General features: G+C 58.8%; 22 protein-coding genes. 15 read left to right on the top strand and 7 right to left on the bottom strand.

All coding sequences use genetic code 11. From position 1 onward, the window contains the following. Positions 1 to 7 precede the first annotated feature (7 nt). The 4 genes from HFX_RS17770 to HFX_RS17755 form a co-directional block, all read right to left on the bottom strand. Entirely contained in the window at positions 8 to 1,084 is a 1,077-nt protein-coding gene (locus HFX_RS17770; protein WP_004060917.1) for an NAD-dependent epimerase/dehydratase family protein, read from the bottom strand. Beyond that, complete coding sequence (locus HFX_RS17765; RefSeq protein WP_004060918.1) at positions 1,081 to 1,989, bottom strand: DUF362 domain-containing protein; 909 nt, start codon at positions 1,987 to 1,989, stop codon at positions 1,081 to 1,083. Before HFX_RS17765 ends, HFX_RS17770 begins: the two co-directional genes overlap by 4 nt. Next, the gene (locus tag HFX_RS17760; protein WP_004060919.1) at positions 1,986 to 3,071 is read right to left on the bottom strand and encodes a Gfo/Idh/MocA family protein; all 1,086 of its coding nucleotides are present in this window, start codon (positions 3,069 to 3,071) and stop codon (positions 1,986 to 1,988) included. The genes HFX_RS17765 and HFX_RS17760 overlap by 4 nt, the downstream gene beginning before the upstream one ends. A gap of 554 nt (positions 3,072 to 3,625) precedes the next feature. Next, positions 3,626 to 3,865 (bottom strand): DUF7120 family protein, encoded by a 240-nt coding sequence (locus HFX_RS17755; protein ID WP_004060920.1) that lies wholly within the window; start codon positions 3,863 to 3,865, stop codon positions 3,626 to 3,628. A gap of 288 nt (positions 3,866 to 4,153) precedes the next feature. Here HFX_RS17755 and HFX_RS17750 point away from each other — a divergent pair, with 288 nt between their 5' ends. From HFX_RS17750 to HFX_RS17720, 7 genes are all read left to right on the top strand, one after another. Further along, the gene (locus tag HFX_RS17750; protein WP_004060921.1) at positions 4,154 to 4,771 is read left to right on the top strand and encodes a hypothetical protein; all 618 of its coding nucleotides are present in this window, start codon (positions 4,154 to 4,156) and stop codon (positions 4,769 to 4,771) included. A 181-nt stretch (positions 4,772 to 4,952) separates the two neighbouring features. Further along, positions 4,953 to 5,681 (top strand): hypothetical protein, encoded by a 729-nt coding sequence (locus HFX_RS17745; protein WP_014732789.1) that lies wholly within the window; start codon positions 4,953 to 4,955, stop codon positions 5,679 to 5,681. A 90-nt stretch (positions 5,682 to 5,771) separates the two neighbouring features. Continuing rightward, complete coding sequence (locus tag HFX_RS17740; RefSeq protein ID WP_004060923.1) at positions 5,772 to 6,317, top strand: ribbon-helix-helix protein, CopG family; 546 nt, start codon at positions 5,772 to 5,774, stop codon at positions 6,315 to 6,317. 127 nt (positions 6,318 to 6,444) lie between these two features. Continuing rightward, positions 6,445 to 7,662 carry an Nramp family divalent metal transporter gene (locus HFX_RS17735; RefSeq protein ID WP_081603750.1) on the top strand — a complete coding sequence of 406 codons (1,218 nt, stop codon included), beginning with the start codon at positions 6,445 to 6,447 and terminating at the stop codon, positions 7,660 to 7,662. Beyond that, positions 7,663 to 9,672 (top strand): hydantoinase/oxoprolinase family protein, encoded by a 2,010-nt coding sequence (locus HFX_RS17730; protein ID WP_004060925.1) that lies wholly within the window; start codon positions 7,663 to 7,665, stop codon positions 9,670 to 9,672. It abuts the gene before it with no gap. Continuing rightward, positions 9,669 to 11,300 (top strand): hydantoinase B/oxoprolinase family protein, encoded by a 1,632-nt coding sequence (locus HFX_RS17725; protein ID WP_004060926.1) that lies wholly within the window; start codon positions 9,669 to 9,671, stop codon positions 11,298 to 11,300. Before HFX_RS17730 ends, HFX_RS17725 begins: the two co-directional genes overlap by 4 nt. A gap of 204 nt (positions 11,301 to 11,504) precedes the next feature. Then, on the top strand, positions 11,505 to 13,463 hold the full coding sequence (locus HFX_RS17720; protein ID WP_004060927.1) for a PAS domain S-box protein: 1,959 nt from the start codon (positions 11,505 to 11,507) through the stop codon (positions 13,461 to 13,463). 146 nt (positions 13,464 to 13,609) lie between these two features. On the opposite strand, the gene HFX_RS20405 is transcribed toward HFX_RS17720, so the two are convergent. From HFX_RS20405 to HFX_RS17705, 3 genes are all read right to left on the bottom strand, one after another. Then, positions 13,610 to 13,816, bottom strand: a complete 207-nt coding sequence (locus tag HFX_RS20405) for an alpha/beta fold hydrolase (RefSeq protein WP_004060928.1) — start codon at positions 13,814 to 13,816, stop codon at positions 13,610 to 13,612. Positions 13,817 to 13,971: 155 nt separating this feature from the next. After that, positions 13,972 to 14,400, bottom strand: a complete 429-nt coding sequence (locus HFX_RS20400) for an alpha/beta fold hydrolase (protein ID WP_004060929.1) — start codon at positions 14,398 to 14,400, stop codon at positions 13,972 to 13,974. A 734-nt stretch (positions 14,401 to 15,134) separates the two neighbouring features. After that, positions 15,135 to 15,917, bottom strand: a complete 783-nt coding sequence (locus HFX_RS17705) for an IclR family transcriptional regulator (RefSeq protein ID WP_004060930.1) — start codon at positions 15,915 to 15,917, stop codon at positions 15,135 to 15,137. Between the two features lie 567 nt (positions 15,918 to 16,484). Between HFX_RS17705 and HFX_RS17700 the strand changes: the two genes are divergently transcribed. The 8 genes from HFX_RS17700 (at position 16,485) to HFX_RS17665 (ending at position 24,951) form a co-directional block, all read left to right on the top strand. Further along, positions 16,485 to 17,582 (top strand): ABC transporter ATP-binding protein, encoded by a 1,098-nt coding sequence (locus HFX_RS17700; protein WP_049917553.1) that lies wholly within the window; start codon positions 16,485 to 16,487, stop codon positions 17,580 to 17,582. Between the two features lies 1 nt (position 17,583). Beyond that, on the top strand, positions 17,584 to 18,384 hold the full coding sequence (locus HFX_RS17695; protein ID WP_004060932.1) for a creatininase family protein: 801 nt from the start codon (positions 17,584 to 17,586) through the stop codon (positions 18,382 to 18,384). 159 nt (positions 18,385 to 18,543) lie between these two features. Further along, positions 18,544 to 19,824: an ABC transporter substrate-binding protein gene (locus HFX_RS17690; RefSeq protein WP_004060933.1), complete on the top strand. Its 1,281-nt coding sequence runs from the start codon at positions 18,544 to 18,546 to the stop codon at positions 19,822 to 19,824. Positions 19,825 to 19,835: 11 nt separating this feature from the next. After that, positions 19,836 to 20,774, top strand: coding sequence for a carbohydrate ABC transporter permease (locus tag HFX_RS17685; protein WP_004060934.1), 939 nt, complete (start codon positions 19,836 to 19,838; stop codon positions 20,772 to 20,774). Further along, positions 20,771 to 21,616, top strand: coding sequence for a carbohydrate ABC transporter permease (locus tag HFX_RS17680; protein WP_004060935.1), 846 nt, complete (start codon positions 20,771 to 20,773; stop codon positions 21,614 to 21,616). The genes HFX_RS17685 and HFX_RS17680 overlap by 4 nt, the downstream gene beginning before the upstream one ends. An 81-nt stretch (positions 21,617 to 21,697) precedes the next feature. After that, positions 21,698 to 22,849 (top strand): alpha-amylase family protein, encoded by a 1,152-nt coding sequence (locus HFX_RS17675; RefSeq protein WP_004060936.1) that lies wholly within the window; start codon positions 21,698 to 21,700, stop codon positions 22,847 to 22,849. 41 nt (positions 22,850 to 22,890) lie between these two features. Then, positions 22,891 to 24,057: a mandelate racemase/muconate lactonizing enzyme family protein gene (locus HFX_RS17670; protein WP_004060937.1), complete on the top strand. Its 1,167-nt coding sequence runs from the start codon at positions 22,891 to 22,893 to the stop codon at positions 24,055 to 24,057. Between the two features lie 51 nt (positions 24,058 to 24,108). Next, positions 24,109 to 24,951, top strand: a complete 843-nt coding sequence (locus HFX_RS17665) for an SDR family NAD(P)-dependent oxidoreductase (RefSeq protein WP_004060938.1) — start codon at positions 24,109 to 24,111, stop codon at positions 24,949 to 24,951. Positions 24,952 to 24,971: the final 20 nt, after the last annotated feature.

The raw sequence follows: 24,971 nt of genomic DNA, 5'->3' as shown, positions 1-24,971 counted from the left end.
AAGACGCTCACGGGACTTGATGCCGCCTCTGTTCTTGCTGTGTCCGTCGCTCTGTCTCCACTGTACTGTCAGCGTGATTCTCGTTTCTGTTCGGTGCGAAACGCTGATTGTACCAGGAAATCGAAGTGCCGACGTGTTCTCGGAGCCCCCGATACGTGTAGCCGAGTTCTGTCTGCGCTTTCGCCGAACTGTAGAACAGTTCGCTCGTCGCGAGACGCGCCATCTCCGGACTGAACGGGAACACGCGCGCATCGAATAGTTTCCCGATACCTTTGGCGACCGTCCCCATTGCGAGGACGATAGGACGAGGGAGAGGAGCAACGGGGCTGTAGCCGTTTGCTTCCTCGGCGATGATCGTCACTATTTCACGATACGTGAGATTTTGTCCACCGAGTATGTAGTGGTCGCCTGCCTTTCCCCGCTCTGCAGCGAGGCAAATTCCGTTGACGCAGTCGTCAACGCCGACGATGCTTGCACCACCTGGAAGGTACGCAACCAACTTCGGGTCGGTCGCGAGTTTGATGAGACGGGCCGTGAACGTCGTATCGCCGGGCCCAAACACGGACGTGGGATGAACGGTTACGACGTCGAGGTTTCGGTCGACGTACTGGTGTACAATGCGTTCGGCTTCAGTCTTCGACTTCTGGTACGCACCGACCGCTGGCGCGAGATCACGCTCGACTGCGACCCCACGGTTGCGCCGGTTCCCGGCTGTACTCGTAAAGACGACTCTATCGATATCGGCGTCGAGGCTGGCTTGCAACAGCGTCCGAGTACCTTCGACGTTCACCTCGTGGACCGTCTCCGAGTCGGCTGATGCGAGACCGATACCGGCGAGGTGAAACACCACGTCAGGGTCGGCCTCTGCGATGGCCGCTTGAACCGACGATTCGTCGAGGATGTCGCCTACGTGCCAGTCGATATCGAGCGTTTCGAGGTCCCCAAGGTCGGAACTTCGGCGTCTGAGTCCGTGGACTGTCCAGTCACGCTCGTATAGCATCGCACAGAGATGCTGACCGAGGAAGCCGGTTGCCCCAGTAACGAACGCTGTTTGTCCCTCGCCACTGTGTATTTCTTCTATCATTTTCGGGTCTGGTTTCCGAGCAGCTGTGGAGGGAACGCGTCGCCGCTCACACGCGTATACATCTTGTATGCCTCTGTTACGAGGTGATGCGGTTCGTCCGGTTTCGGCTTCGGTCTGAGCGGAAGTTCCGCTCGGACGTCCGCGAGGGAGACACCTTCGACTGGATACTCGGTCGGTGTCCCCTGACTCAGAATCCGGAGATATTCTTCGTCTGCTGGGTCGACGCCGAACAACGTTGCCATCGCGATGTCGATGTCGACGACGTTCTCACCGTCGAGTAGCAGTCCTGTTGCGTTTGCAGTTCCCGTGTACGTATACACCGCGTCGACGAGCGTCACGGGAACGTCGGTTGCTTTTGCCGCGACAGCGAGTTCGATGGCGGGTGCTTCCGCGACTGCACACGACCTCCCGAGATTCGCTACCGCTGCCGCAAACGACGTTTCCCACGCGTATCGTGCGGTCGGCACGTTGACGACCGGATACTCCCGGAGCGGCTTCGGCATCATCCCTGGAACACGTCGCCCGTCGACTGATACCGTGATATCGACCTGCTCAGCCTCGTCGAGTACGAGGAACTCCACATCCAACTCCTCGGTCAGGGACTCGTATCCGAGGTACCGTGCGGCCCGCGTGCCAGTCACGTGTCGCCCACCCGCGATGGCGATGGTGATCGATTCGATGCCGATCTCTCGAAGCCCGTCGACCACCCCTGCGACGACTGTCGGGTCTGTTACCATCCCCGTTGTCGGGTGGTGCGGATAGTGCGTATCGGGAAGGACCACGACGGACTCCAGGTCGGAGAGCCGACCGCGGTAAGTCGTGATTCGGTCTCGAACTGTCTCGCGAACATCGTCGGGACGGACGGACGGGGTTCGGGTTGCCCGAAGGAAATGCTGAGCCGTCACTGTCGAACACTCCTGAGCGACTGCTCGGTACTCGCCGTCTCGTACGCCGACTCTGCTAGCTCGATGGTACGCCGACCAACCTCACCATCGACTGGGGGTTTCTCACCGGCCCGGATGGCACCGAAGAAGTCGGCGAGCGCTTCGTAGTGTGCCTGTAGATAATACGTCGGACCGTAGTGGTTCGGGTCTTCACCACGCAGCCGTTTGAACACGTTTTCCGTCGCCGAACGGGCGGCACTCGTGTAGAAGTTTTTCGGGAGATAATCCCGGTTGTCGAGGACACCAGCGACGCCGTCGAGGCGGAACGACATGTTGATCTCGGGGAGTTCTTCCCACTGATACGACCCACAGTGCATGGTTACGACTGTTCCCGTCTCTTGAGAGCGGAGGAGAACGGTCGCGGCATCTTCGACCGGAATCGACAGTTGCGACCCGACGTCTGCCGCCTCAACCTCCAGTTCGCCGAAGAACCACTCGAGGACGTCGAAGAGGTGGACGCCAAGTTCGAGTAGAACACCACCCCCAGCGAGTTCGGGGTCGAGTGGCCACGACGGCGGGGCGTTCTCGACTGGGACCCGGTCGAACGGACCGTTGTTGACCCGTGAAATCGTGGCGTAGGGGACGTATCCTATTCGTCCGCTGTCGTACTTGTCCTTCACTCGCTTTACGTCCGGCATGTACCGGATGGTGTGGTCGACGCCCAGTGCGACGTTTTCGGCCTCAGCGGCGTCGACCATGGCGTCTGCTTCCGAAACTGAGCGCGCGAGGGGTTTCTCGACGAAGACGTCACAACCGTTCGCTGCGGCCTGTTCGACGGCATCGCGGTGGAGGGACGGTGGCAAGGCAACGACGGCAGCGTCGATTGATTCCGATTCCAGCAGTTCGCCGTAGTCGTCGTAGCTGGTGTGAATTCCCCACCGATGGGCCAGTTCTCTGTTCTCGGGGACCGCATCCGCAACGGCACTGACTTCGATGCCGTCCATCGCGAGCGCAGACTGGAGGTGCACCATCCCGATGTTTCCGATACCGAGGATGCCGACCGAGAGCGGCCGCTGTTGGTGGCTCTCACCGTTCTTCGACACGTTCGTTATCCTCCCTTTCAAACGGCTTCCTGTCCGTTCCGTGCCAGCAGTTTCTCATCGAAGAAGTATCCGGCTGAAATCTACTTTGTTAACTGCAACATACCCCGTTTGGAGGACGAGTCGTCGAACGACGGACGGACAAATTTGCCCTCGGGGCGACCCCTCGTGTGGAGTGGGGACTCAGCAGAGTTGTGTAACGAATTGTCTCTCTGCTCGTCGGTTCTGTGATTCTTCGAACGGGAAATTAACGAGGTTATAACGGCACTGTCTAGGTAAGCCAGTCCGCGAAACGAGCAGCTCGTAGAGTTAGCGCTTTAAAGCACCGAGAACTGCTCAGAGAGACGTAGACCTCCTCAGCGAGTTCTTCATACGATTCGGCCTGCTCGCACGTTCAGTTCCCGCCGTGACCACGCTGTGGGTACACAGTTCGTCCGAACCGACACTTCCTGTCGGTGTCTGACCGGACGAATACGGATTTGGCGACTCGCGTCTAACGGTCCGAGTTCGTTGGATAGTGGTGTACTACCCGCAAAATACGGTCCGGATGCCGAGCCTCAGAGTACGTCGTCGTCGAGTCCGCCGGGGTCTCCGGCAGTGTCAAACAGGTTGTTCTGGGCGCTCTGGACGAAATCTGACTGGACGGCGTCCTCGTCATCGACGGGTGCACCGTAGGCATCCATTCCCATCGAGAGGAGCTCTTCGACGGCCTGCTCTTCGCTCAGGAACTCTTCGTCGACCAGCTGTTCGAACTCGACGAGCAGTTCGTCGGGGAGATTGACTTCTACGACTGGCATAGAAACGGGTTCGTGCTCGATGTACTTGAGCGACCGGGTGTGAGTATTCTGTATGCCGGATGATTACGGCGATTTGCTGAGAATTGATAACAAGTTGATAAGCAACGTCTGAAAGTAGTTGGGCGACGTGGCCGGATGCCCGAAGAGATGGGTGCTTCGTCTAATATCATATTTTTGGCGAGGTTCGCAACCGCGTGTATTATACAGGCCCGCACGGACGGTCAACGCAACGAGCGGCCACCGACCGATACGAGTCGAACGCGACACTATCGACAGAGGACATACGACGTGACACGCGATACCGACGAGGCGATGGACGGTGCCACGGGTCTGCTGGCGACGGGTGAACTCGGGTGGCTCCCTGAGCGGGTCGAACTCCCGGGCGACGAGTGGGTCATCTATCCGCCCGGCGAACCACGCCCGGCAAACTTCGCACTTCGGTTCGAGAAGTCCACTCCGGCGGTCCTCGTTGGGACCGAATCCGGCGATGCACCCGGCGTCCACGTCCTTCCGCATCCCGGCGGACTCTCTGTCTCTGCTCGTTTCGGTGGTATCGTCGACGACTCGGTCCACGAGTTCGAGACGCCGCAGTCCGATGACGAGCGTGCGAGTGTCGCGTCTTGGGTCCAAACGTGGGTCTCTCGAATCGACGAACGAGCCGAAAAAGCGCGTATTCAGGCCGCGTGCGCGCCCGTCCCGAACGCCGGAGACAGAGCGGCAAAGGTACTCTATGAGCATTTCGGGAGCGCTGACTCCGTCGCTGCCGCGGTCGTCGAGCGAGACACCGCTTCCCTTCGGAAACTCTCGGGTATCGCCGAGCAGACGGCGAGTGAACTCGTCGTCCACTACGGAACCGACGCAGAGTGGGAGTATTACCGGCAGAACCACCGTGATACCGCGCCATGACCGGCAGTACTGTCCCGCTTGTTCCTCTCAGGAGCACTGTCCCGCTTGTTCCTCTCAGGAGCACTATCCCGCTTGTTCCTCTCAAGCACTGCCCAGTCGTTCCCATCGGTAGCCACATGACTCAAATGGCTATTTGACTCTCACGTAGGGTTATTCACCCAGCGGACAACCATCTCCTTATATGCCCCCAACACGGCGCTCTCTGCTCCGTTCGACAGCCCTCCTCTCGCTCGGTCTCGCCGCCGGGTGTCTTGGAGGAGGTGGTTCAGGCGGCACTACTAACAGCACGGACAACGACACAAATAGTACCGATACCACCGCGACTGGGACGGATGAGACCATGACCGATACGGACGACACAACCGACACAGACGAGACGACTGGCACGGACGAGACCGACACTTCCGATGGCACGCAACCCGCTCACAGCCCGGAACTGTCGCTTGCGAACGTGGACAAGGCTGCGGATGCCCCGATAGAACACTCAATCGAAGTGACTAAGGCAGCCACGACTGACGAGCACCCGCCACAGGTCCGGGTCACGCTGACTAACACGAGCGATGAAGCCGTCCAAGCCGGTGAGGGGCGGGACATCTTCTTCAAGTACATTACAGACGACTCGGACGAACTCATCCTCCTCCCCGCAGGAAGTGAGTACTCCGCGGACCCGGGTTGTTGGCGTCTCAAGGAATCTCTCTTCCTAACACAGGAGTATCAGATGATTTCCCTCGACCCGGGCGAGTCGCGGTCCGAACTCGTCGACCTCTACGGTGCAGCGAAGCAGGAGGGTGAAGAAGAGACGTGCCTCTCGGTCGGCGAATTCAGTTTCGAGTCCAACTTCTCCGTCGGCGCATCGGAGGCCGACGAGAAACAAGAGGCGAAGTGTCGCTTCTCGATATCACTCGAGTAAGAGAACCACGGGTTCGAACCCAGCCGTCGTGTCAACCCGTGTGGTCGTGTGACAAGCCTCATATCCCTCTCTCGGTGAAGTACGTGGTATATGGTGACGAATCGTATCACGGTCTCGCTCGATGAGGATGCGCAAACCGCTCTCGATAGCCTTTCGAGACGGACTGACAAGCCACAGAGCGAAATCGTTCGGAACGCGCTCACGTTCTACACGGCCAATTTCGAGGCGGCGACGACGGAAGCGAGTGCCAACCTCGAATCCTATCATCAGATGCTTTCGAGCGGTGAACACGTGCTCCTCGACATCGACTTCTTACACTGTTTCCTGGACTACGTAGAGGACGAAGAGGGCGAACCGGCCCCGGCGTTCGTCGAGGTCGCAGACCGTGTCGCCTCGTTTCACGCGCACGAGTACGAAGAACGGTTCGACTCCCTCGATGAGATACTCGATTGGCTTTCGTTCTGTGGCTTCCTGACGGTTCGAGCATCCGAAGGAGACACGTATCACGTCGTCTTTCCCACGGAGTCGGTCAAGTGGTTCATGACGTGGTTCATCCAACAGAGTACCCAACGACTCCCATTCGACATCGAGGTCGAAGAGGGCGTCTCGAAAGCGATACTCACCGAGGTTCGGTGACAGTCGCCCGTCTCTCTTCATACGATTTCACACACCTTCATACGACCTCTACCACGCGTAAACGGCGTTCTCAAGCGGGTTTTATATATTGGACCATGATTTGTGAAAGCACACCATGGGTGGAATCATGAACATTGTAGATCGGCTGAAGTCAATCGGGCCCGGTGCGATGGTCGCCGCCGCGTTCATCGGACCGGGGACCGTCACGACAGCCAGTGTAACTGGTGCGCGGTTCGGCTACGCACTCATCTGGACAATCGCCTTCTCGATAATCGCGACTATCGTACTCCAAGAAATGAGCGCCCGACTCGGTCTCGTTTCGGGCGATGGGCTCGGCGAAGCGCTCCGTGGCCAGTTCGACAACCCCACGATGTCGATGCTCAGTATCGTTCTCGTCGTGAGTGCAATCGGTATCGGCACCGCCGCCTACGAGACCGGGAATATCCTCGGTGGTGCGGCCGGTCTCGAAGGTCTCACAGGAGTAAGCGCCAACATCTGGGGACCAGTTATGGGCCTCTTCGCTGGGTCGCTGCTTTGGACTGGCAAGTACAAACTCATCGAGAAGGCGCTCGTGGGTCTCGTCTCGATAATGGCGGTTTCGTTCTTCATCGACGCCATCATCATCGGTCCCGACCTCGGCGCGCTCGCCGGCGGGTTCGTTCCGAGCGTCCCGAACGGGTCTGAGTTCCTCATCACCGGTCTCATTGGGACGACCGTCGTCGGCTACAACCTCTTTTTGCACGCCGGAAGCGTCCAAGAGCGGTGGTCCGGCCCGTCCGAACTGAACGAATCGCGCGCCGACACCATCCTCTCTATCGTCATCGGCGGTCTCATCACCATCGCTATCCTCGTGACCGCCGCCGCGGCGTTCCCCGTCGGCACGAATATCGAGAACGTGAGCACGATGGCCGAACAAATCGAACCGCTCGTCGGAACCCACGCGAAGGTGCTTTTCGGCATCGGACTGTTCGCCGCAGGGTTCACCAGCGCGACGACCGCTCCGTTGGCCGGCGCGTACGCAACCGCCGGTGCACTCGGCTGGGAGACGGACCTCTCGTCGACGAAGTTCCGCGCCGTCTGGGGTTCGATTCTGCTCGTCGGTATCGTCTTTTCGGGACTCGGTTACAGCCCGGTCGAGGCGATTCTCTTCGCGCAGGTCGCAAACGGCGTCCTGCTTCCAATCGTCGCTATCTTCCTCATCTACATTATGAACGACCGCGACATCCTCGGCAACTATGTCAACAGCACGACGCAGAACATCGTCGGTGGTATCGTTACAATCATCGTCGTCTGGCTCGGTCTCCGGACGCTCTACACGGTTGCAGGAAGCTTAGGGGTGCTCTGAATGGTAGATGAGACACGCCTCGGCGTCGATGTCGGTGGGACGTTCACTGACGTGGCCCTGTTAACCCCCGATGATGAACTCGTAACCGCGAAAGTCCCGAGCACTGACGACCAGAGCGTGGGCGTCATCGAGGGCATCGAGAAAGCCTGCACGGAGGCGGGTATCTCTCCCGCCGACGTGGACGCGTTCACGCACGCGATGACCGTTTCGGTCAACGCATTGCTCGAAGACGACGGTGCGAAGACGGCGCTCGTCACGACCGAGGGCTTCCGCGATGTCCTCGAAATCGGACGCCAAACCCGCCCCGACCTCTACGACGTGACGGTCGACAAGCCCGACCCGCTCGTCCCGCGTCGGCGACGGTTCGAGGTCTCGGAACGCGCCACTGTCGACGGCATCCAGCAGGCTGTCGACACGGACGAGGTCGAAGCACTCGCCGACGACATCCGAGAATCCGGGGCTGAAAGCGTCGCCGTCAGCCTCCTTCACGCGTATCGACATTCCGAGAACGAGCAGGCTGTCGCGGAGGTTCTTCGCGACGAACTCGACGTTCCGGTCTCGGTTTCCCACGAGGTCCTCGCCGAGTTCCGGGAGTTCGAGCGCACCTCGACCACCGCGGTCGATGCCTACGTGACGCCCGCAATCGACGCCTATCTCGGTCGGCTCGAAGCCCGTGCGGACTCACTCGGCGTCCCCGTCCCCCGAATTATGCAAGCGAACGGCGGCATCGCTCCGGCGAAGACTGTCCGAGAACACGCTGTCACGACCACCATGTCCGGTCCCGCGGCGGGTGTCGTCGGTGCTGCGGAGACGGCGACAGACGACAGTCTCGACGGACTCGTGACCTTCGACATGGGCGGCACGTCCAGCGACGTGAGCCTCGTTCGTGACGGCGACGTCGAACAGACGACCGACGCCGAAATCAACGGCCGTCCAATCAAGACGCCGATGGTCGATGTCGGGACCGTCGGTGCGGGCGGCGGGTCCGTCGCGTGGGTCGACGCGGGTAATGCGCTCCGTGTCGGTCCTCGCTCTTCCGGCGCGCAACCGGGTCCTGCGTGTTACGGCCGCGGCGGAACCGAACCGACAGTGACCGACGCGAACGTCGTCCTCGGCTACATCGGCGGCAGTTCTGCACTCGGCGGCGAACTCTCGCTGGACGTTCCCGCGGCCGAGGACGCGCTCGCGTCGCTCGCCGACGAGGCCGGTCTCGCAGATTCGCTCGAAGCGGCACGCGGCGTCTACCGCGTCGCCAACGCCAACATGGCTCGCGCGATTCGGTCGGTGACGGTCGAACGCGGCCTCGACCCGCGCGGATTCGGTCTCGTCGCGTTCGGCGGCGCTGGCCCGATGCACGCCGCAGCACTCGCAGAGAGTCTCGGTATCGAGACTGTCGTGGTTCCCCGCGCCTGCGGCGTTCTCTCGGCGTACGGTTTGCTCGCGGCGGACGAAAAACACGACTCCGTGCGGACGTTCCGAACACCGCTCGAATCGATTGACGCGGCGGCGATTGGGACTGCTTACGACGAACTCGCAGACGACGTGCTCGCCGACGTTGCGACTCCCGAATCCGCGGCAGTCCGCCGCGCTGCGGACCTCCGATACGTCGGCCAGAGTTTCGAACTGACTGTCCCCGTGGACGACGAGTTCGATGCGGTGGCCGTCGAACGGCGGTTCCACGAGGCTCACGAGAGCGCGTACGGCTACCGGATGTCGGACCCGGTCGAACTCGTCAATATCAGAGCGACGGCCGTCGTCGAATGCGACTCACCGTCGGTCACCTATCGGGGCGGGACCGACGCCCGGAAGGGGAGTCGTGATGCGTTCTTTGGCGCGCGTTTTTACGACACACCGGTCTACGACCGCGACCGCATCGCTCCGGGGTCCGATGTTTCCGGTCCGGCAATCCTCGAACAGGACGAGAGTACAGTCGTCGTGCCGCCAGCGTGGCACGGAACCGTCCGCGCGGATGGGACGCTCGTCTTGACCGCGGGAGGTGACGACGAATGACCGACATCGACGCCATCACGCTCGAAATCATGCGCAACCAGTTCGAGAGCGTCGCCGAGGAGATGGGGCAGGTGCTCATCACCTCGTCGTACTCCCCGAACATCAAGGAGCGCCGTGACTGCTCGACCGCGTTGTTCGACGCCGAGGGTCGCCTCCTCGCGCAAGCCGAACACATTCCGGTTCACCTCGGCGCGATGCCCGAGGCCGTGACGACGGTGCTTGAATACGACCCCGAACCCGGCGACGTGTTCGTCCTCAACGACCCGTTCGAGGGCGGAACGCACCTGCCGGACGTGACGATGGTCTCGCCGCTCACGGTGGACGACGAGATACTGGGATACGCCGTCTCTCGGGCGCACCACGCCGACGTGGGTGGCATGACTCCCGGCAGTATGCCCGCCGGTGCTCGCGAAATCTATCAGGAGGGCCTTCGCCTCCCACCGGTTCGACTCGTCACGGCAGGCGAAATCAACGACGACGTGCTGTCGCTCCTCTTGGCCAACGTTCGAAATCCGAGTGAGCGCCGCGCCGACATTCGGGCGCAAATCGCCGCCAACGAGCGGGCCGAAGAACGGCTTTCGGACCTCATCGACGAGCACGGGAGAAAACAGGTCGTTGCCTCGTTCGACGCGGTCATGGACTACTCGCGCGACCGGGTGACTGCGGAACTTCGCGACCTGCCGGATGGTGAGTACCGCGCCCGTGACGTGCTCGAAGGCGACGGCGTTACTGACGACGATATCCCAATCGAAGTCAGTGTAACTGTCGACGGTGAGTCCATTCACGTCGATTTCGAGGGTACCGCTCCACAGGTCGCTGGCAACGTGAACGCCCCGTTCGCCGTCGCAAAGAGCGCGGTCTATTTCGTCGTTCGCTGCGTCACCGACCCTGAGATACCGCCGAACCAAGGCTGTTACGACCCAATCGACGTGCACGTCCCCGAGGGGTCGCTTTTGAACCCGGCTCCACCTGCCGCCGTCGTCGGCGGCAACGTCGAGACGAGCCAGCGCGTGACCGATGTCGTCTTCACCGCCTTCGCGGCGGCGGCACCGGAGCGCGTCCCCGCGCAGGGACAGGGAACGATGAACAATCTCACTATCGGCAGTCGCTCCGGCGGTGAGGATGGATTCACGTACTACGAAACCATCGCCGGCGGCTTCGGCGGCCGAGCGAGCGGCGACGGCATGGACGGCGTTCAAGTCGGTATGACGAACACGCTCAATACGCCAATCGAAGCGCTCGAAGCGGAGTACCCGCTTTTCGTCGAGCGATACGGACTCCGAGAGAACAGCGGCGGGCGCGGGACATACCGGGGCGGACTCGGTATCGTCCGGTCGGTGACCGTCGAGACGGATGCGACCGTCTCACTGCTGACCGAGCGTCGCCGAGTTGCGCCAAAGGGAGTCGCCGGTGGCGAAGATGGTACTGTTGGGAAGAACGTCCTTTCCGACCCTGAACCGGGTGATACCGATGAAACGTTACCCGCCAAGGTGACGCGGGATGTGCCGTCGGGGACGACGATAACCGTCTTTACCCCCGGCGGTGGCGGATACGGTGACCCGGCCGACCGCAACCCGGACGATATCGAACGGGACCTTGCCGACGAGAAACTGTCGGAGCGGAGCTGAGACTCACTGGTGAGAGTTCCGGCCTGAAAATACCTATTTCTCTGTTATCTGTTTGACTGCTTGTCCCGTTCGCGGGCATCAAATCGATACTATAGTCGTTATCGATGAATTTCTCTCGACAATACAGTTATATTCTGACAGGCGTACTATTCTGTAAGCCAACCGTGAATCAAAGCCTGAACGACACTCCTTCGACGACCGGTGATGAGTCGGAATAGTTCTCGGACTCGCGAGCGAATTTATGCGACGTTTGCCGACTCGTCACTCGACTTCGAGGAGTCTGTACAGCACTCACTCGAAATTGTGGCTGACTTTCTCGGCGTAGAGTACGGGTTCTTGACCCGTATCACCGACGGCGAGCAGCGAATCCAGCAGGCGATTGGTTCGCACGAACTCATCCAGCCCGGCGAGTCGTGCCCGCTGGAGGAAGCCTATTGTCGGCGAACAATTCAGATGGAAGAGACGTTAAGCGTTCAGGACGCCGAAGCATCGCCTCAGATTCCATCCAACGCGTTCGAGACGTTCAATCTGGGGTGTTATATTGGTACGAAAATCACCGTCGACGACGAGGTGTACGGAACGGTCTGTTTCGGCGACACGACACCCCGAAACGAGCCGTTTCCCGAGAGAAAAGCACTCCTCGTCGAACTCCTCGGACAGTTGATTTCACAGGCACTCGAACGGCGCGCGTACGAAACGAAACTCGAAGAACGAAACCGCCGCCTCGAAGCTGAACGACAACGGTTCAAAGAAATCACCGAGACGACGTTCGACATCATTTACCGAACCGATTTAGCGGGACAGTTCACGTACGCCTCGTCGTCGGCCGAACGAATCATCGGCTACCAGCCTGACGAGTTGTTGGGCACGCAGTTCATCGATTATATCTGCGAGTCGTCGGTTCCGAAGACACTTGCGGCGTTCAATCGCGTCTTAGACGGCCACTACATCGAACAACTCGAAGCCGAATTCAACACCAAAACTGGCGAGACAGTCGTGCTGGAGATTAACGCTCGACCTGTCTACCACGATGGCGAACTCCTGTTGGTGCAGGGTGTCGCCCGGGATATCACGAGACGGGTCGAACAGGAACGCGAACTCCGGATTCAACACCGGGCTATCGAAGACACACATATCGGTATCACGATTGCCGATGCGTCGCTTCCGGGTTACCCTGTTGACTACGTAAACGAGGCGTTTGAGCGACTGACTGGGTATACGGGAGCTGAACTCGGGGGGAAGTCGTATCACACATTCCTGCCTGAAGATGTCGACTCGAACGTTCGAGACGAGATTCGGAACAGTCTGGACGTCGGTGAGTCGATTTCGTTCGAACTGCTCATCACCCGAAAGGATGGCACGCCACTGTGGTGTCGGACTACTATCAGCCCCGTCACGGACGACCAAGGCGAGGTGACACACTTTGTCGGGTTCCACGAGAACGTCACGGAGCAGGAACGGACTGTCCGTCTCGTCGAACTGCTCAACCGGGTCTTACGACACAATCTGCGGAATAGCATGAACGTCATTCTCGGTAACGCCGACCTCTTGCGTGACCCCGCAGTGGCTGATGTGGCCGCCGCTCGGATACGTCGACGGGCTGACTCGCTGGTCCAATTAAGTGAGCGTGCACGCGAGTTAAAACAATACGCGCAGCGCGACCGGAGCCCGACCCGTCTCGACCCTGCTACACTCCTTTCTCGAATTGTCGAGGAACACGAACACGCATTTCCTGATGCTTCCATCGAGACTGACATTTCCACCGAACGGGGAATCTGTGCGGGGAGCGAACTCGAACAGGCAATCTCGGAACTCGTGACGAACGCGCTTACACACCACCCCTCGGATTCAGCACACGTCTCTCTCTCGGTGTCCGATGCCGACGACCAGGTCTACATCGAGGTGATTGACGACGGCCGGGGCATCTCACCAAGTGAAACGGCGTTCGTCGAGGAGGGCCACGAGACGGAGTTAGAACACGGCAGTAGTATGGGTCTGTGGTTGGTTAACTGGATTGTCACCCGATACGGGGGGTCGTTCCAAATCGGACCAATCGACAACCCAACCGAAACGGGAACGCGTGCAACGCTCCTCGTTCCGGCCATCGACGACGAGATGACCGTCGAAGAGGCTGCACAGCCACCGACCGCACTCTTTTGGTAGGTCGTCCTGGATAGCGAACTCCGGGTTACTCTTCAGTCGAAAAATGACCCAGTTCCCGGTACGTTTCCCGCGCCGTCTGGCAGTTCTTCAATAGTTAACGCAGATTGTGATAAATAGAGGATAAAACTCGTGTGAGCTATCGGCTTCTATACTCGCTGGAGGAACGTGCGTAACTCAGCATATGCTGCGTCGTACTGGTCGTAGAACACGCAATGTCCGGCTTCGGGGATATGAACGAGTCGTCCGTTAGCTAACTTGTCGGCAATATCGAGGTCCTTGACCCGTCGTTCGAGGTCGGCGTCGGATTTCAGTACGAGCGTCGGACACGTAATCTCGGTAAACGCGTCCCCCAACTGCGGGTAGCCTTCACGTGCGATTTCCGCAATCGCCTGACGACACTCGGAATCCGCAACTGCGAGACGCCGAGCTAAACTCGGCTCTCGTTCTGGATAGTCTGCCGTGATTTCCTCGACTGGTCTGTCTGAACATTCTTGAATGTGCTCACGGACTATGCGTGCTCGCTCGTCGGGACTATGTCGGGAGCGCCGTACATACCTGCGGGGTCTTCTAAGATGATCGCACGCGGGAGGTCGGGTTTCTTGGCGGCTGTCCACGCGACGATCGAGCCACCCATCGAGTGGCCGAGTAGAATCGGGTCTACAAGGTCGAGCGCATCTACGAGTCCCAGAAGGTCTTCGACGCGGTCGTCCATAGTGTAACCACTTTTAGGGGCATCTGAACGACCGTGACCGCGGGCGTCGTACATCACTAGCTCGTAGTCGTCCGCGAGATCGGCAACGAGTGGCTCCCAACACCTGCCGTTGTTGTAGAACCCGTGAGCCATGACAAGCGGTGGACCGCTCCCTGCTCGGTAGTACTGTAACCCGACTCCGTTGACGTGTACCGTGTCTGTTGTCCAACTATCCGGGAGGTTCATACGAACACAAATTTTGTATCTGAAATAAACATATCGAGCCGGGAACCGTACTTAGGTCGACTTGCTGAGAGTGTACACCGCCGGTTGTGTCCGAACGAAATTGTCAGAAAACAGCACTATGTGGGGCCTCGGTCATGTACTTCCTTTCGACGGTCGACTACCAACCGAATGGTGCGGTCGACATGCACACCAGTTGTGTGTATTATAGACTATTCTACTATGGTTGTACCACTGTCTCTCGTTCGAACATTGTAAACATTCTAAAATTTGTATATGGGACTGAAGTCTCTCCTGCTATTATCTCTCTCATCGTCGTCGAATTGGGGAAGCGACTCTACACGGGGAAAGGTACTAAACCCTGAATACTACTGATACCTACGAATCGCTAGATGCCATCTCCCGTGGCGAGTTATTGGAGATAAAACATTCTGTGTAATAGTCCGCTGTCCAGACAGTTTTCTAAAGGCGTGATCTCACGAACATATTGTAAAAAAATAAACAATACTATATCCCCGTCGTTGATGCCATATATGGAATGTATCGCCCGGGACTCACTTTCTGTTGCTGAATAGTCTTATCACTGTGAGTACTATTATCTGAGTGTGTATCCGTCAGCCCGTGTGGTTTGTGAGTAAATCGCGTCGACCCGAGCGTTCGGGCTTCCCATTACAATTGTATTGTTGTAATCCATTCTCCCACTCTTTTTCACACCACTCAGTCGAGAAACTGTGTCGCTATCCATCGATTGAACTGTACTCGTAGTACTGGTTTCGAACCTCGATCTCGTTTTTGCTGTATCGCAGTATGTTCAGTAGGTCGGCCATGTACCCCGGCGTGAACCTGTCTCGCGGTCCGGTAACCCCGATTGATGCCTCGACATTTTCGTCCCCGTCGAGAATCGGGACGGCAATTCCCCGAATCCCGCGCAGGTGTTCTTCGTCGTCCATTGCGTACCCCTGTTGACGAACTCGGCTGAGTTCGCGTTCGAGTTCTTGGGGTGCTGTGAACGTCTGGCTCGTTCCTTTGGAGAGACCGTGCCGCTCGACAATCTGCTTCCGTCGGTCCTCCGGAAGGTATGCTAAAATAGCTTTCCCGAGCGATGTCCAGTGCATCTCGGTGTGGTTCCCGATGGGTATCTCGTCGGCAGCGGCCTTCTCACCAGTGCTTCGGTAGAGGATGACGCGCTTTCCGTTCTCTTCGATGGCGGCACCGACGATTTCGCCAGTCGTCCGACTGAGCTCTTCGACCTTATTTCGGAGGAGTCGCGCGATGTCCAGTTGCTGGCGAACGCTTCCGCCGACCTCCAGAAACCGAAATGACCGCCGGTACTGTCCCGCTTCCTTGACGACAAAGCCCTGTTCTACGAGCGTGTTCAAGTGGATGTAAATCGTGCTCGTCGGGATGTCGACCACCGAGGCGAGGTCGGAGAGTCCAGTCGGCTCTACCTCCCCGAGCGCCGAGAGTATCTCGAACGCCGTTTCGACCGAGCGTATTGTTTTATCGTTACCAGTTGTCATGGTAGTGTATTTTTCGCACTGGTTGAAAAGGTTTCCTTCACTATCCAAGATATATTCAACAGCGTTGAAAAAATGCGTAGCGGTAATTGGAAATGGCAACGAATCGCTCGAACCACTGGTATTTTTCGGACCTCGTGTTCTTGCATTCCATGATGAATGTTAACTTATATATTGGTACGAAGTGAACTGTTCGGCCTGATGTCCGGGTAGGAGCGCTCGTGCTGCGGATTGATTCACTGTCGGAGAATCTGGTCCGATTTTATCATTTTCGACCATGTTGAAACTGCGGTCGCGGAGGAATCAGTGACCGACCGAAATTTGTCCGTAGCGGTCCGCAGATACGGCTGGAGTCCTAATTTGCACAAACAGGCTGCTTCGCTCGGTATACACTGTGTTTCCTCCCTCACTGCAACTGAGACGGTGCCCTATCTCACATCTGTCTCCCTCGAGCGCGGACCAGCAGACATGCGTTTTCCCAATGAAGCCTTTCAATACGGTTGGTAGAACGGTTTTTGCATCCACTGCCAACATTTATTATTCAGGATAGTGCATTATCCTTCACCCTATATGAGCAAGGTTACACTATCGAACGTCAGCAAAGTGTACGACGATTCCATCCTTGCAGTCGAGGGCTTGGACCTCACTGTGGAGGATGGCGAGTTCGTCGTCGTCGTCGGCCCATCCGGTTGTGGGAAATCGACGACGCTTCGGATGGTCGCGGGGCTTGAGACCGTTTCTGGTGGTGAGATATCCATCGGGGATACCGTCGTCAACGACGTCCGGCCACAAGACCGGAACATCGCGATGGTGTTCCAGTCATACGCATTGTACCCGCACATGACCGTGCGCGAGAATATGTCGTTCGGGCTTCGGCTCGCGGGTGAGCGCGACGACGAAATCGAAACGCGCGTCGAGGACGCCGCTGAGATGCTGGAGATATCCGAACTCTTGGATGACTTACCCAAACAACTCTCCGGCGGGCAACAGCAACGAGTTGCGCTGGGGCGTGCCATCGTTCGCGACCCCGATGTCTTCCTGATGGACGAACCACTGTCGAATCTGGACGCAAAGTTGCGGACGCAGATGCGCACCGAAATCCAGCGAATCCAAGAAAACCTCGGTGTCACGACGATATACGTCACGCACGACCAGACGGAAGCGATGACGATGGCCGACCGTATCGTCATTCTCAACGACGGCAAGCTTCAGCAAGTCGACCCGCCGGAGCGATGCTACGACGAACCGAACAACGAGTTCGTCGCCGGCTTCATTGGCTCGCCATCGATGAACTTCTTCGACGTGACCGTTACCGCTGCCAACGAGGGTGCACACTTCGAATCGCCGAGCTTCGAATTCGCGCTCGACGTCGATGTCCCGTCGGGAGAGTACACTCTTGGGGTACGACCGGAAGACCTCACCGCCGAACGAGAGGGTGGGTACATCGATACGATTGTCGACGTGGTCGAGCCGGTTGGCTCGGATAACTTCCTCTACCTCAAAACAACTCGCGAATCGTCCGAAGTGATTGCGCGGGTCGAGAGTGAGTTCCGTCCAGCGGTCGACGACGAGATTACACTCGGGTTCGATATCGACGATATGCATCTCTTCGATGTCGACGGAGCGCGCGTGCCGGTAAACGAGCTACAGATAACGGATTCAGCCTAATATGATGTACAATACGATTGGTCGAGGCGAGCACGAATGGGCGGGAATGACGGCAAGGGAAGTTCGGGAGACCGGGTCTCAACCGGGTTCTATCTTGGTTATTCCAGTTGGCAGCATCGAACAACACGGACATCACCTTCCGGTCGTCACTGATTCTCTTCTCGTCGAAGCGATGGTCGATGCCGCACTCGAACGACTTGACGACGTTCCGGTCGTCGTCTCGCCCACGGTTTGGAGTGGCTTCTCGCCGCATCACCTCACGTTTGGCGGGACGCTTTCACTCGACTTCGAGAACCTCCGTGCGATATTAGAAGATATCGCAAGTACCGGTCTCGAAAACGGATTCGATGCCGTGCTGTTCGTCAACGGCCACGGTGGCAACGGACCGCTCATCGGATCGGTCGTCAGCACGGTCGGCGTGGAGGCTGACGCCGAGGTCCTTGGAACGACGTACTTCGAACTGGCATCCGACCGGATCGAGGCGCTCCGAGACAGTGAGACCGGTGGGATGGCCCACGGGGGTGAGTTCGAAACGTCGCTTATGCTTGCACTCCGTCCGGACCTCGTCGGTGACTCCTCGGAACGCGATGGTGAGACGTTAGACGAACAGTACCAGTGGGCTGGACAGGACCTGCTTGATGGCGGTTCTGTCGGTGTGTACCGGTCGTTTGATGTGTACTCTGACTCCGGTGCAATCGGTTTACCTGAAAAGGCCAGCGCTGAGAAAGGGGAACGGATTCGGTCGATTATCGGGGAAGAACTCGCTTCGCTGTTGCGTACTATCCACGAACACAACGCGTAAACTGCACTGAACGCACTACTGACAAAAATAGAATATGAACATAAACAATTATATATGCGGGAGTAAGTGGTAGCAATGATGCGAAAAGATACCAAAGGGCAGCCTAGTGAGCAGTCTCTGGACCGTCGTCAACTCCTTCAGGCACTCGGTGCTGGCGGGATGATTGCTATCGCCGGGTGTACCGGCGATGGAAACGGCGATGGGACTGGCACTGCCGACGGCAACAGCGGTGACGGTGGAAACGGTGACGACGGTGGACAGAGTATCCAGTTCCTCACGATGGGAGTTGGTGACAACATCAAGCAGTTCTTCGAGGAGAACAACGCTGCCTTCGAAGAAGAGTACGGGGTCAACGTAGAGTTCACGAGCGTGACGTGGGACAATGCACGTCAAACGGTGAACAACCGCGTCGACGGGGGACAAGCACCGGACGTGAGTCGGTGGCCTGCGCGCTGGATTCCGCAACTCGTCGGGAAGGGTGCACTCGAACCAGTCGACGACCTGATGGACGGCGAATTCGGCGAGAAGTTCGCCGAAGGAGTTGCCAACGGGACGATGTACAACGGCTCTCACTACGGTGTACCGTGGGCGGCTTCGAACAAGTGTCTCTACTACAACAAGGACGTGTTCGAGGCTGCCGGACTCGACCCGGAGAACCCGTCGCTGGACACGTGGCAGGACATGTTGTCCGCCGCGAAGACGATTACCGAAAGCGGCGAGGTGAGTGTCCCGGCACTCGGCCTTGCCGGGGCTGACGCCATCGAGACCGGGTCGCAGTACTACCATTACCACTGGTCGTACGGTGCAGACCTGGTAGACGACGAGGGGATGCCGGTCGTCAATTCGGACGGAGCCGCCGAAGCGCTCTCGTTCTACGCCGACCTTCACCTCGAACACGGCGTGACGCAGGCCTCGCCGCTGTCTTCGACCCGCCAGGACATCCGGCAGTTGTTCGAGAACGGTGACCTTGGGATGGTCATCGGCCACGTGTACACGGGACTCAACATTACCGAATCCCAGGAGAAGGGCGAAGTCGACTTTGAGTACGGTATCGCCCAGGTCCCAAAGGGTCCGGAGGGACGGTACAGCCTCTTTACCATCGACACGCTCGGCATCCTGAGCCAAAGCGAGCACAAGGACATCGCACGGGACCTGATTCGGTTCTACTTCGACGAGGAACGGCGGTTCCAGTACTCGAAGCAGAAGGGGTTCCTCCCGGTCGTCAAAGCGGTCGGCGAACGGGAGTACTTCTCCGAGTCGAAAAACTGGGGACCGTTCGTCGAGGCGGGCCAGTATGCCCGTGCCCGGCCGAAGCTCAGTAATTTCAGCCAGTTCAACGACCGGATGGTCCAGGCGATTCAGGAGGCGCTTGCGGACCAAAAAAGCCCGCAAAAAGCCCTGGATGACGCCCAGAGCGACCTCGAAGATGCAATGAGCTAAAATGGAACACCATGAGTCTCGCTGAAGAATATTCCAAGACGGACGGGGAATCACGTCTCTCTCAGTCCATCGCACACCTCAAGCAAAACCGGCGCGCCTACTTCCTGATAGCGCCCGCTGCAGTATTTCTGCTCGCCGTCGTCGGCTACCCGATACTGGAGACGTTCCGTCTGTCGTTGTACCGCTCACCGGCCGACTCGACTATCGAGACGTTCGTCGGCCTGCAGCACTACGTCGAAATCGTCAACAGCGACATCTTCTACCGGCTCCTCTGGCAGACGGGGCGCTGGGTGCTGGTTGGTGTCGCCGGCAAGACGCTCCTCGGACTGCTCATCGCGGTTCATCTGAAGAACGATATTCAGGGTCGGAAGTTCTTCCGAACGGCATTCCTCATCCCGTGGGGGATTCCGTATGCCATCTCTGCGGTCGTGTTCCGGTGGATAGAACACCCGCAGTTCGGCTACCTCAACGCGGTGCTCCTCAAGCTTGGCGTGATAGACCAGGGAATCGGTATCCTCGGAAATCCCGATATCGCGTGGCTTGGTGTCGTCGTCGCCGACGTCTGGATCGGAACGCCGTTCATGGCGATTATCTTCCTCGCTGGACTGCAATCGATTCCGCAGGACCTGTACGAGGCGGCCGCAATCGACGGGGCCGAGCGGTGGCACCAGTTCCGGTACATCACCCTGCCGCAGCTCAAGAGCGTCATTCTGATGGCCACGCTGCTATCGACCATCTGGACCTTCGTCAGCTTCGACGTCATCTGGACGATGACCGGTGGGGGTCCGATTAGTACGACTGCGACGCTGGTCATCCATATCTATCAGGTTGGATTACAGAACGGGAACCTCGGTCGCGGCGCTGCCTACAGCGTCATCGGGTTCCTGTTCCTCCTCCTGTTCGCCATCGTCTATCTGCGGGTGTACACCCGAGGAGGTGACGAACTATGACGATGGCGGGCCACAACAGAACCGGCCTCCGGCGGGTCAGAGTCTACGGCGTCCTCATCGCGTTGCTCGGAGTCATGATGTTCCCGTTCTACGCCATGTTCTCCAGTACGTTCAAGCCCGAGTCCGAGATTTTCTCGGCCCCGGCGACGCTGGTCCCATCAGACCCGTCTGTCGGGGCGTACCTCGATGTCTGGACACAGACCGACGTCGTCCTGTGGGTCGCCAATAGCTTCGTCATCTCGCTGGGGACCGTCGTACTGACGCTCCTGCTCGCAATCCCGGCCGCGTATTCGTGCGCACGGAACGATTTCGTCGGGAAGCGGACGTTCCTGCTCGCCGTGCTCGTCGTCCAGATGTTCGCGCCGGTCGTGCTCATCGTCGGGCTCTTCGACGTTATCACCCAACTCGGGTTGTTCAACACTTACCTCGCGGTGATAATCCCCGCGGCGGCCTTTACCCTGCCGTTCAACATCTGGATGCTCTACGGCTACTTCAAGACGGTTCCCGTCGAACTCGAAGAGTCGGCTCGTATCGACGGTGCCAGCCAGTTCCAGATACTCACGAAAATCGTCCTTCCGCTGACTAAGCCCGCACTCGTCGCCAGCATCACCTACACGTTCCTGTACGCGTGGAACCGACTGCTGTTCGTGCTGACGTTCCTCACCGACAGCGGGAAGTACAACATTCCGCGCGGGGTCTTCTCGATGGTCGGGGCGCTCCAGACCGACTGGCGGATGATGCTGACTGTCTCAGTCATCGGTATCATTCCGCTTTTGGTCCTGTTCGCCTTCCTCGAGCAGTACATCGTCGCCGGAATGACTGCCGGTGCGGTCAAGGAGTAAGCCAGCACCGCACAGCCTGCCTCCCTTCTCTCTTCCCCAACCTCCCTTCACCTTTATTACCGCTCCAGTGGACGGCTTCGTATGGAATTCGCCATCTGGGCGTACCCGTGGGACCTTTCCGAGGAGGGTCCCGACCGGGTCACGGCTCGACTCACCGAACTGGGAATCGACGAACTAAACCTTGCGACTAATTATCACACTGTGCAGGCTTTCTCGCCACACAACCCCGAACGACGGACGTTCTTCGCGCGTGCGAGTTCGTACTTCCAACCCGACGACGGGTACGGGCGACTCGAACCGGTCCCGTACGAGGGGATGTCCGGCGACTGGATTGACGAAATCGCGGCCGGGCTTGGCGACATTCGGTTGAACTCGTGGACGGTCGGCTGTCACAACTCGCGGCTCGGGATGCGCCACCCCGATGTGACGTTAACGTCGGCCCACGGCGACGATTTGGTGTTCGGACTCTGTCCGTCGAACCCCGACGTACAGCACTACTTGACCGCACTCGTCCGCGATTTGGCCGCCCGCGAACACTTCGACCGTATCGAACTGGAGACGTTCGACTACTTCTACGGCACCGGATTCGGCTGGCACCACCAGAAGATTCACGCGCAACTCGGGACGCTCGGCGAGTTCTTACTCGGACTGTGTTTCTGTGACCACTGCCGGAGTACCGCGGCGGACGCCGGACTCGACGTCGAACAGGTCAGAAGGACTGTTGCTGAAACGCTCGATGCGGTCGTTGCTGGGACGATTCCGGACGACCTCTCTCCCGAGCGATGGCTCCGTGAGCACGACGTAGTCGCCGACTACGTCGACATTCGTGAAGAGACGCTGGCTGACCTCTACGCAGAACTGTCGGCGTCCAGCGGGTCGACGCCGCTCGGCTATTACGTCGGCGCACCCGAACCCGGACGAGAGTGGATGGTCGGCGCAAACCTCGACCAGTTATCCGAGCACGTCGATTACTACTGCCTTCCGGCGTACGAGTCGTCGAGAAACGCGGTGATGGATGCGTATCGAACCGTCGATGCATTGACCCCGGATGTCCCGCTTCACGTGGGGCTTCTTCCGGGCCACCCGGCGATACACGACGAGGCGACCCTCGTCGAAATCGTGGATGCGCTTCGGGTTGCGGGCGTCCCCCGTGTTTCCTTCTACAATTACGGGCTGTTACCGGAGCACTCCCTCGACTGGATTCGGGCGGCAACAGACACTGCCACGTTGTAACAAACGATACTTTCTTACTGCCACCCGGTACAACCATTGGTATGGAGATAACCGACGTGACAGCGGTTACTGTAGATGTTCCGTTGACCAATCTCGACGAACCCCTTGGTATCGGTCCGTACACCACGAACCACGGGGAACTCGAATCGATGGAGCGTGTACTCGTCCGCGTCGATACGGACGAAGGAATCGCTGGCTGGGGGGAAATGCGCGTGTTCCTTTCGCCGTCCGCCACCGAATCGATTATCGAGGAGGGCGTCGGCCCGATGATTACCGGGCAATCGCCGTTCGAAATCGAGCGGCTCCGTCGGCAAGTGTTCGTCGAATACACGAACGTCGATATGTTCTTCGCCGCCGTCGAGACGGCTTGTTGGGATATCGTTGGGAAGGCGCTCGACCGCCCCGTCTACGAACTCCTCGGTGGGTGGACTGCTCCGACACAGAGCTCCCTCCGTCACCGAGAGAACGTGGGTGCCAACGACCTGACCCCGGAGAGGGTTCCAGTTGCGTTCTGTCTCGGAATTCTCTCACCCGAGAAATCCCGAGTCAAAGCACGAGAGGCGTTGGAGGCCGGATTCGACGTTCTCAAGACGAAAGCTGGCAAGGATTGGCGGCAGGACGTTGCGCGAATCAAAGCGATGCACGACGAGACGGACGGACAACTCGAATTCCGTCTCGACCCCAATCAGGGATGGACCCTCGACCAGGCGGTCCGCGTCGGGGCGATGCTGGAAGACGAGGGAATCTACCTCCAGTACCTCGAACAGCCGATTCGAGTGGATTCGCACACGTCGCTGGCGAGGTTGCGGCAGCGTCTGCGGCAACCCATCGCACCGAACGAAGACACCTACATCTCGCACAACATCTCCTCGCTGGTCGAGGCCGGCGCGATGGACGTTGGCGTCATCGACCTCACCCCGGCCGGTGGTATCAGTGGACTTCGCCAGCAAGCAGCAATACTCGAAGATGCGGGCGTTCCGTTCACGCACCACTGCGCGTTCGACCTCGGGATTCGGACGGCCGCAATCCTCCACGCCGTCAGCGGAATCCCTGGGTTCTCACTCCCGCCGGACTCGACGTATTACGCGTGGGAAGGGGACATCATCGAAGAACCGTTCGAAGTCGTAGACGGTTGCCTGCCCGCCCCGACCGGTCCGGGTCTCGGCATTTCGGTCGACCTCGATGCCATCGAAGCGTACCGGATATAATGGGACACCATGACAAGGTTCAAGAGGTGCGACCGCATCGATTCTCCCGCTATGGTTGAGTTATCACTACGAGACCGTCCGGCAATCGTCACCGGTGCATCCCGTGGCATCGGCCGTGAAATCGCGGCGCGGTTCGCGGAAGCCGGCGGGGATGTCGCCATCTGTTCGCGGTCCTACGACGATGTCGAACCGGTGGCTGAAGAACTGACTGCCGCACACGCCGGGCGAGTCGTCCCTGTCGAGTGCGACGTGACCGACCGCGACGAGATCCGGAATCTAGTCGATACTACGATTGACGAGTTCGGCGATATTCGAGTCTTGGTGAACAACGCCGGCGGTTCGGACGAGTCGGCCAACACCATCCACCGTTGTGACGAAGCGGCGTTCGAATGGATGGTCGACCTGAACCTGAAGAGTCAATTCCTGTTGAGCAAAGAGGTGCTCCCGGCCATGGTTGCCTCCGGTGGAGGCTCGATGGTTCATATGGGGTCGGTCAATGGACTCTTCGGCATTGGACTCTCCGGCTACTCGGAAGCGAAGAGCGGACTCCTCTCGATGTCCCGAAACATCGCCGCCCATTACGGTCAACACGGCATCCGCTCGAACGTCATCTCCGCGGGGACGATTGAAACCGCCAACCGACGCGAGGAGATGGAGAGCACGGAGGGTCGGACGGGCGAATCAAGCGCCCGGGACCGCTGGCTCGACCAGTATCCACTCGGGCGGTTCGGAACTCCCGACGAAGTCGCAGATACGACGCTGTTCCTTGCGTCTGAGATGTCCAGCTTCATAACCGGTGAGAATCTCGTACTCGACGGCGGTCTCACGACGAGCCTCCCGACGTCGTTTATCAACGAGATATACCAGACGGATGAGATTCCCGCACGAGAATAACCAACTCCTACCAATTCAGT

The organism is Haloferax mediterranei ATCC 33500, from assembly GCF_000306765.2.
In the GTDB taxonomy this organism is placed as follows: domain Archaea; phylum Halobacteriota; class Halobacteria; order Halobacteriales; family Haloferacaceae; genus Haloferax; species Haloferax mediterranei.
The sequence above is the reverse complement of the archived record's forward strand: the minus strand, read 5'-3'. Positions and strand labels throughout refer to the sequence as shown.

Excerpts from the sequence above, each read along its gene's own strand:
- HFX_RS17665 (WP_004060938.1), top strand. The coding sequence starts at position 24,109 with ATGGTTGAGTTATCACTACGAGACCGTCCGGCAATCGTCACCGGTGCA.
- HFX_RS17670 (WP_004060937.1), top strand. The coding sequence starts at position 22,891 with ATGGAGATAACCGACGTGACAGCGGTTACTGTAGATGTTCCGTTGACC.
- HFX_RS17685 (WP_004060934.1), top strand. The coding sequence starts at position 19,836 with ATGAGTCTCGCTGAAGAATATTCCAAGACGGACGGGGAATCACGTCTC.
- HFX_RS17675 (WP_004060936.1), top strand. The coding sequence starts at position 21,698 with ATGGAATTCGCCATCTGGGCGTACCCGTGGGACCTTTCCGAGGAGGGT.
- HFX_RS17680 (WP_004060935.1), top strand. The coding sequence starts at position 20,771 with ATGACGATGGCGGGCCACAACAGAACCGGCCTCCGGCGGGTCAGAGTC.
- HFX_RS17730 (WP_004060925.1), top strand. The coding sequence starts at position 7,663 with ATGGTAGATGAGACACGCCTCGGCGTCGATGTCGGTGGGACGTTCACT.
- HFX_RS17700 (WP_049917553.1), top strand. The coding sequence starts at position 16,485 with ATGAGCAAGGTTACACTATCGAACGTCAGCAAAGTGTACGACGATTCC.
- HFX_RS17695 (WP_004060932.1), top strand. The coding sequence starts at position 17,584 with ATGATGTACAATACGATTGGTCGAGGCGAGCACGAATGGGCGGGAATG.
- HFX_RS17740 (WP_004060923.1), top strand. The coding sequence starts at position 5,772 with ATGGTGACGAATCGTATCACGGTCTCGCTCGATGAGGATGCGCAAACC.
- HFX_RS17745 (WP_014732789.1), top strand. The coding sequence starts at position 4,953 with ATGCCCCCAACACGGCGCTCTCTGCTCCGTTCGACAGCCCTCCTCTCG.
- HFX_RS17735 (WP_081603750.1), top strand. The coding sequence starts at position 6,445 with ATGAACATTGTAGATCGGCTGAAGTCAATCGGGCCCGGTGCGATGGTC.
- HFX_RS17720 (WP_004060927.1), top strand. The coding sequence starts at position 11,505 with ATGAGTCGGAATAGTTCTCGGACTCGCGAGCGAATTTATGCGACGTTT.
- HFX_RS17770 (WP_004060917.1), bottom strand. The coding sequence starts at position 1,084 with ATGATAGAAGAAATACACAGTGGCGAGGGACAAACAGCGTTCGTTACT.
- HFX_RS17725 (WP_004060926.1), top strand. The coding sequence starts at position 9,669 with ATGACCGACATCGACGCCATCACGCTCGAAATCATGCGCAACCAGTTC.
- HFX_RS17705 (WP_004060930.1), bottom strand. The coding sequence starts at position 15,917 with ATGACAACTGGTAACGATAAAACAATACGCTCGGTCGAAACGGCGTTC.
- HFX_RS17690 (WP_004060933.1), top strand. The coding sequence starts at position 18,544 with ATGATTGCTATCGCCGGGTGTACCGGCGATGGAAACGGCGATGGGACT.
- HFX_RS20400 (WP_004060929.1), bottom strand. The coding sequence starts at position 14,400 with ATGAACCTCCCGGATAGTTGGACAACAGACACGGTACACGTCAACGGA.
- HFX_RS17755 (WP_004060920.1), bottom strand. The coding sequence starts at position 3,865 with ATGCCAGTCGTAGAAGTCAATCTCCCCGACGAACTGCTCGTCGAGTTC.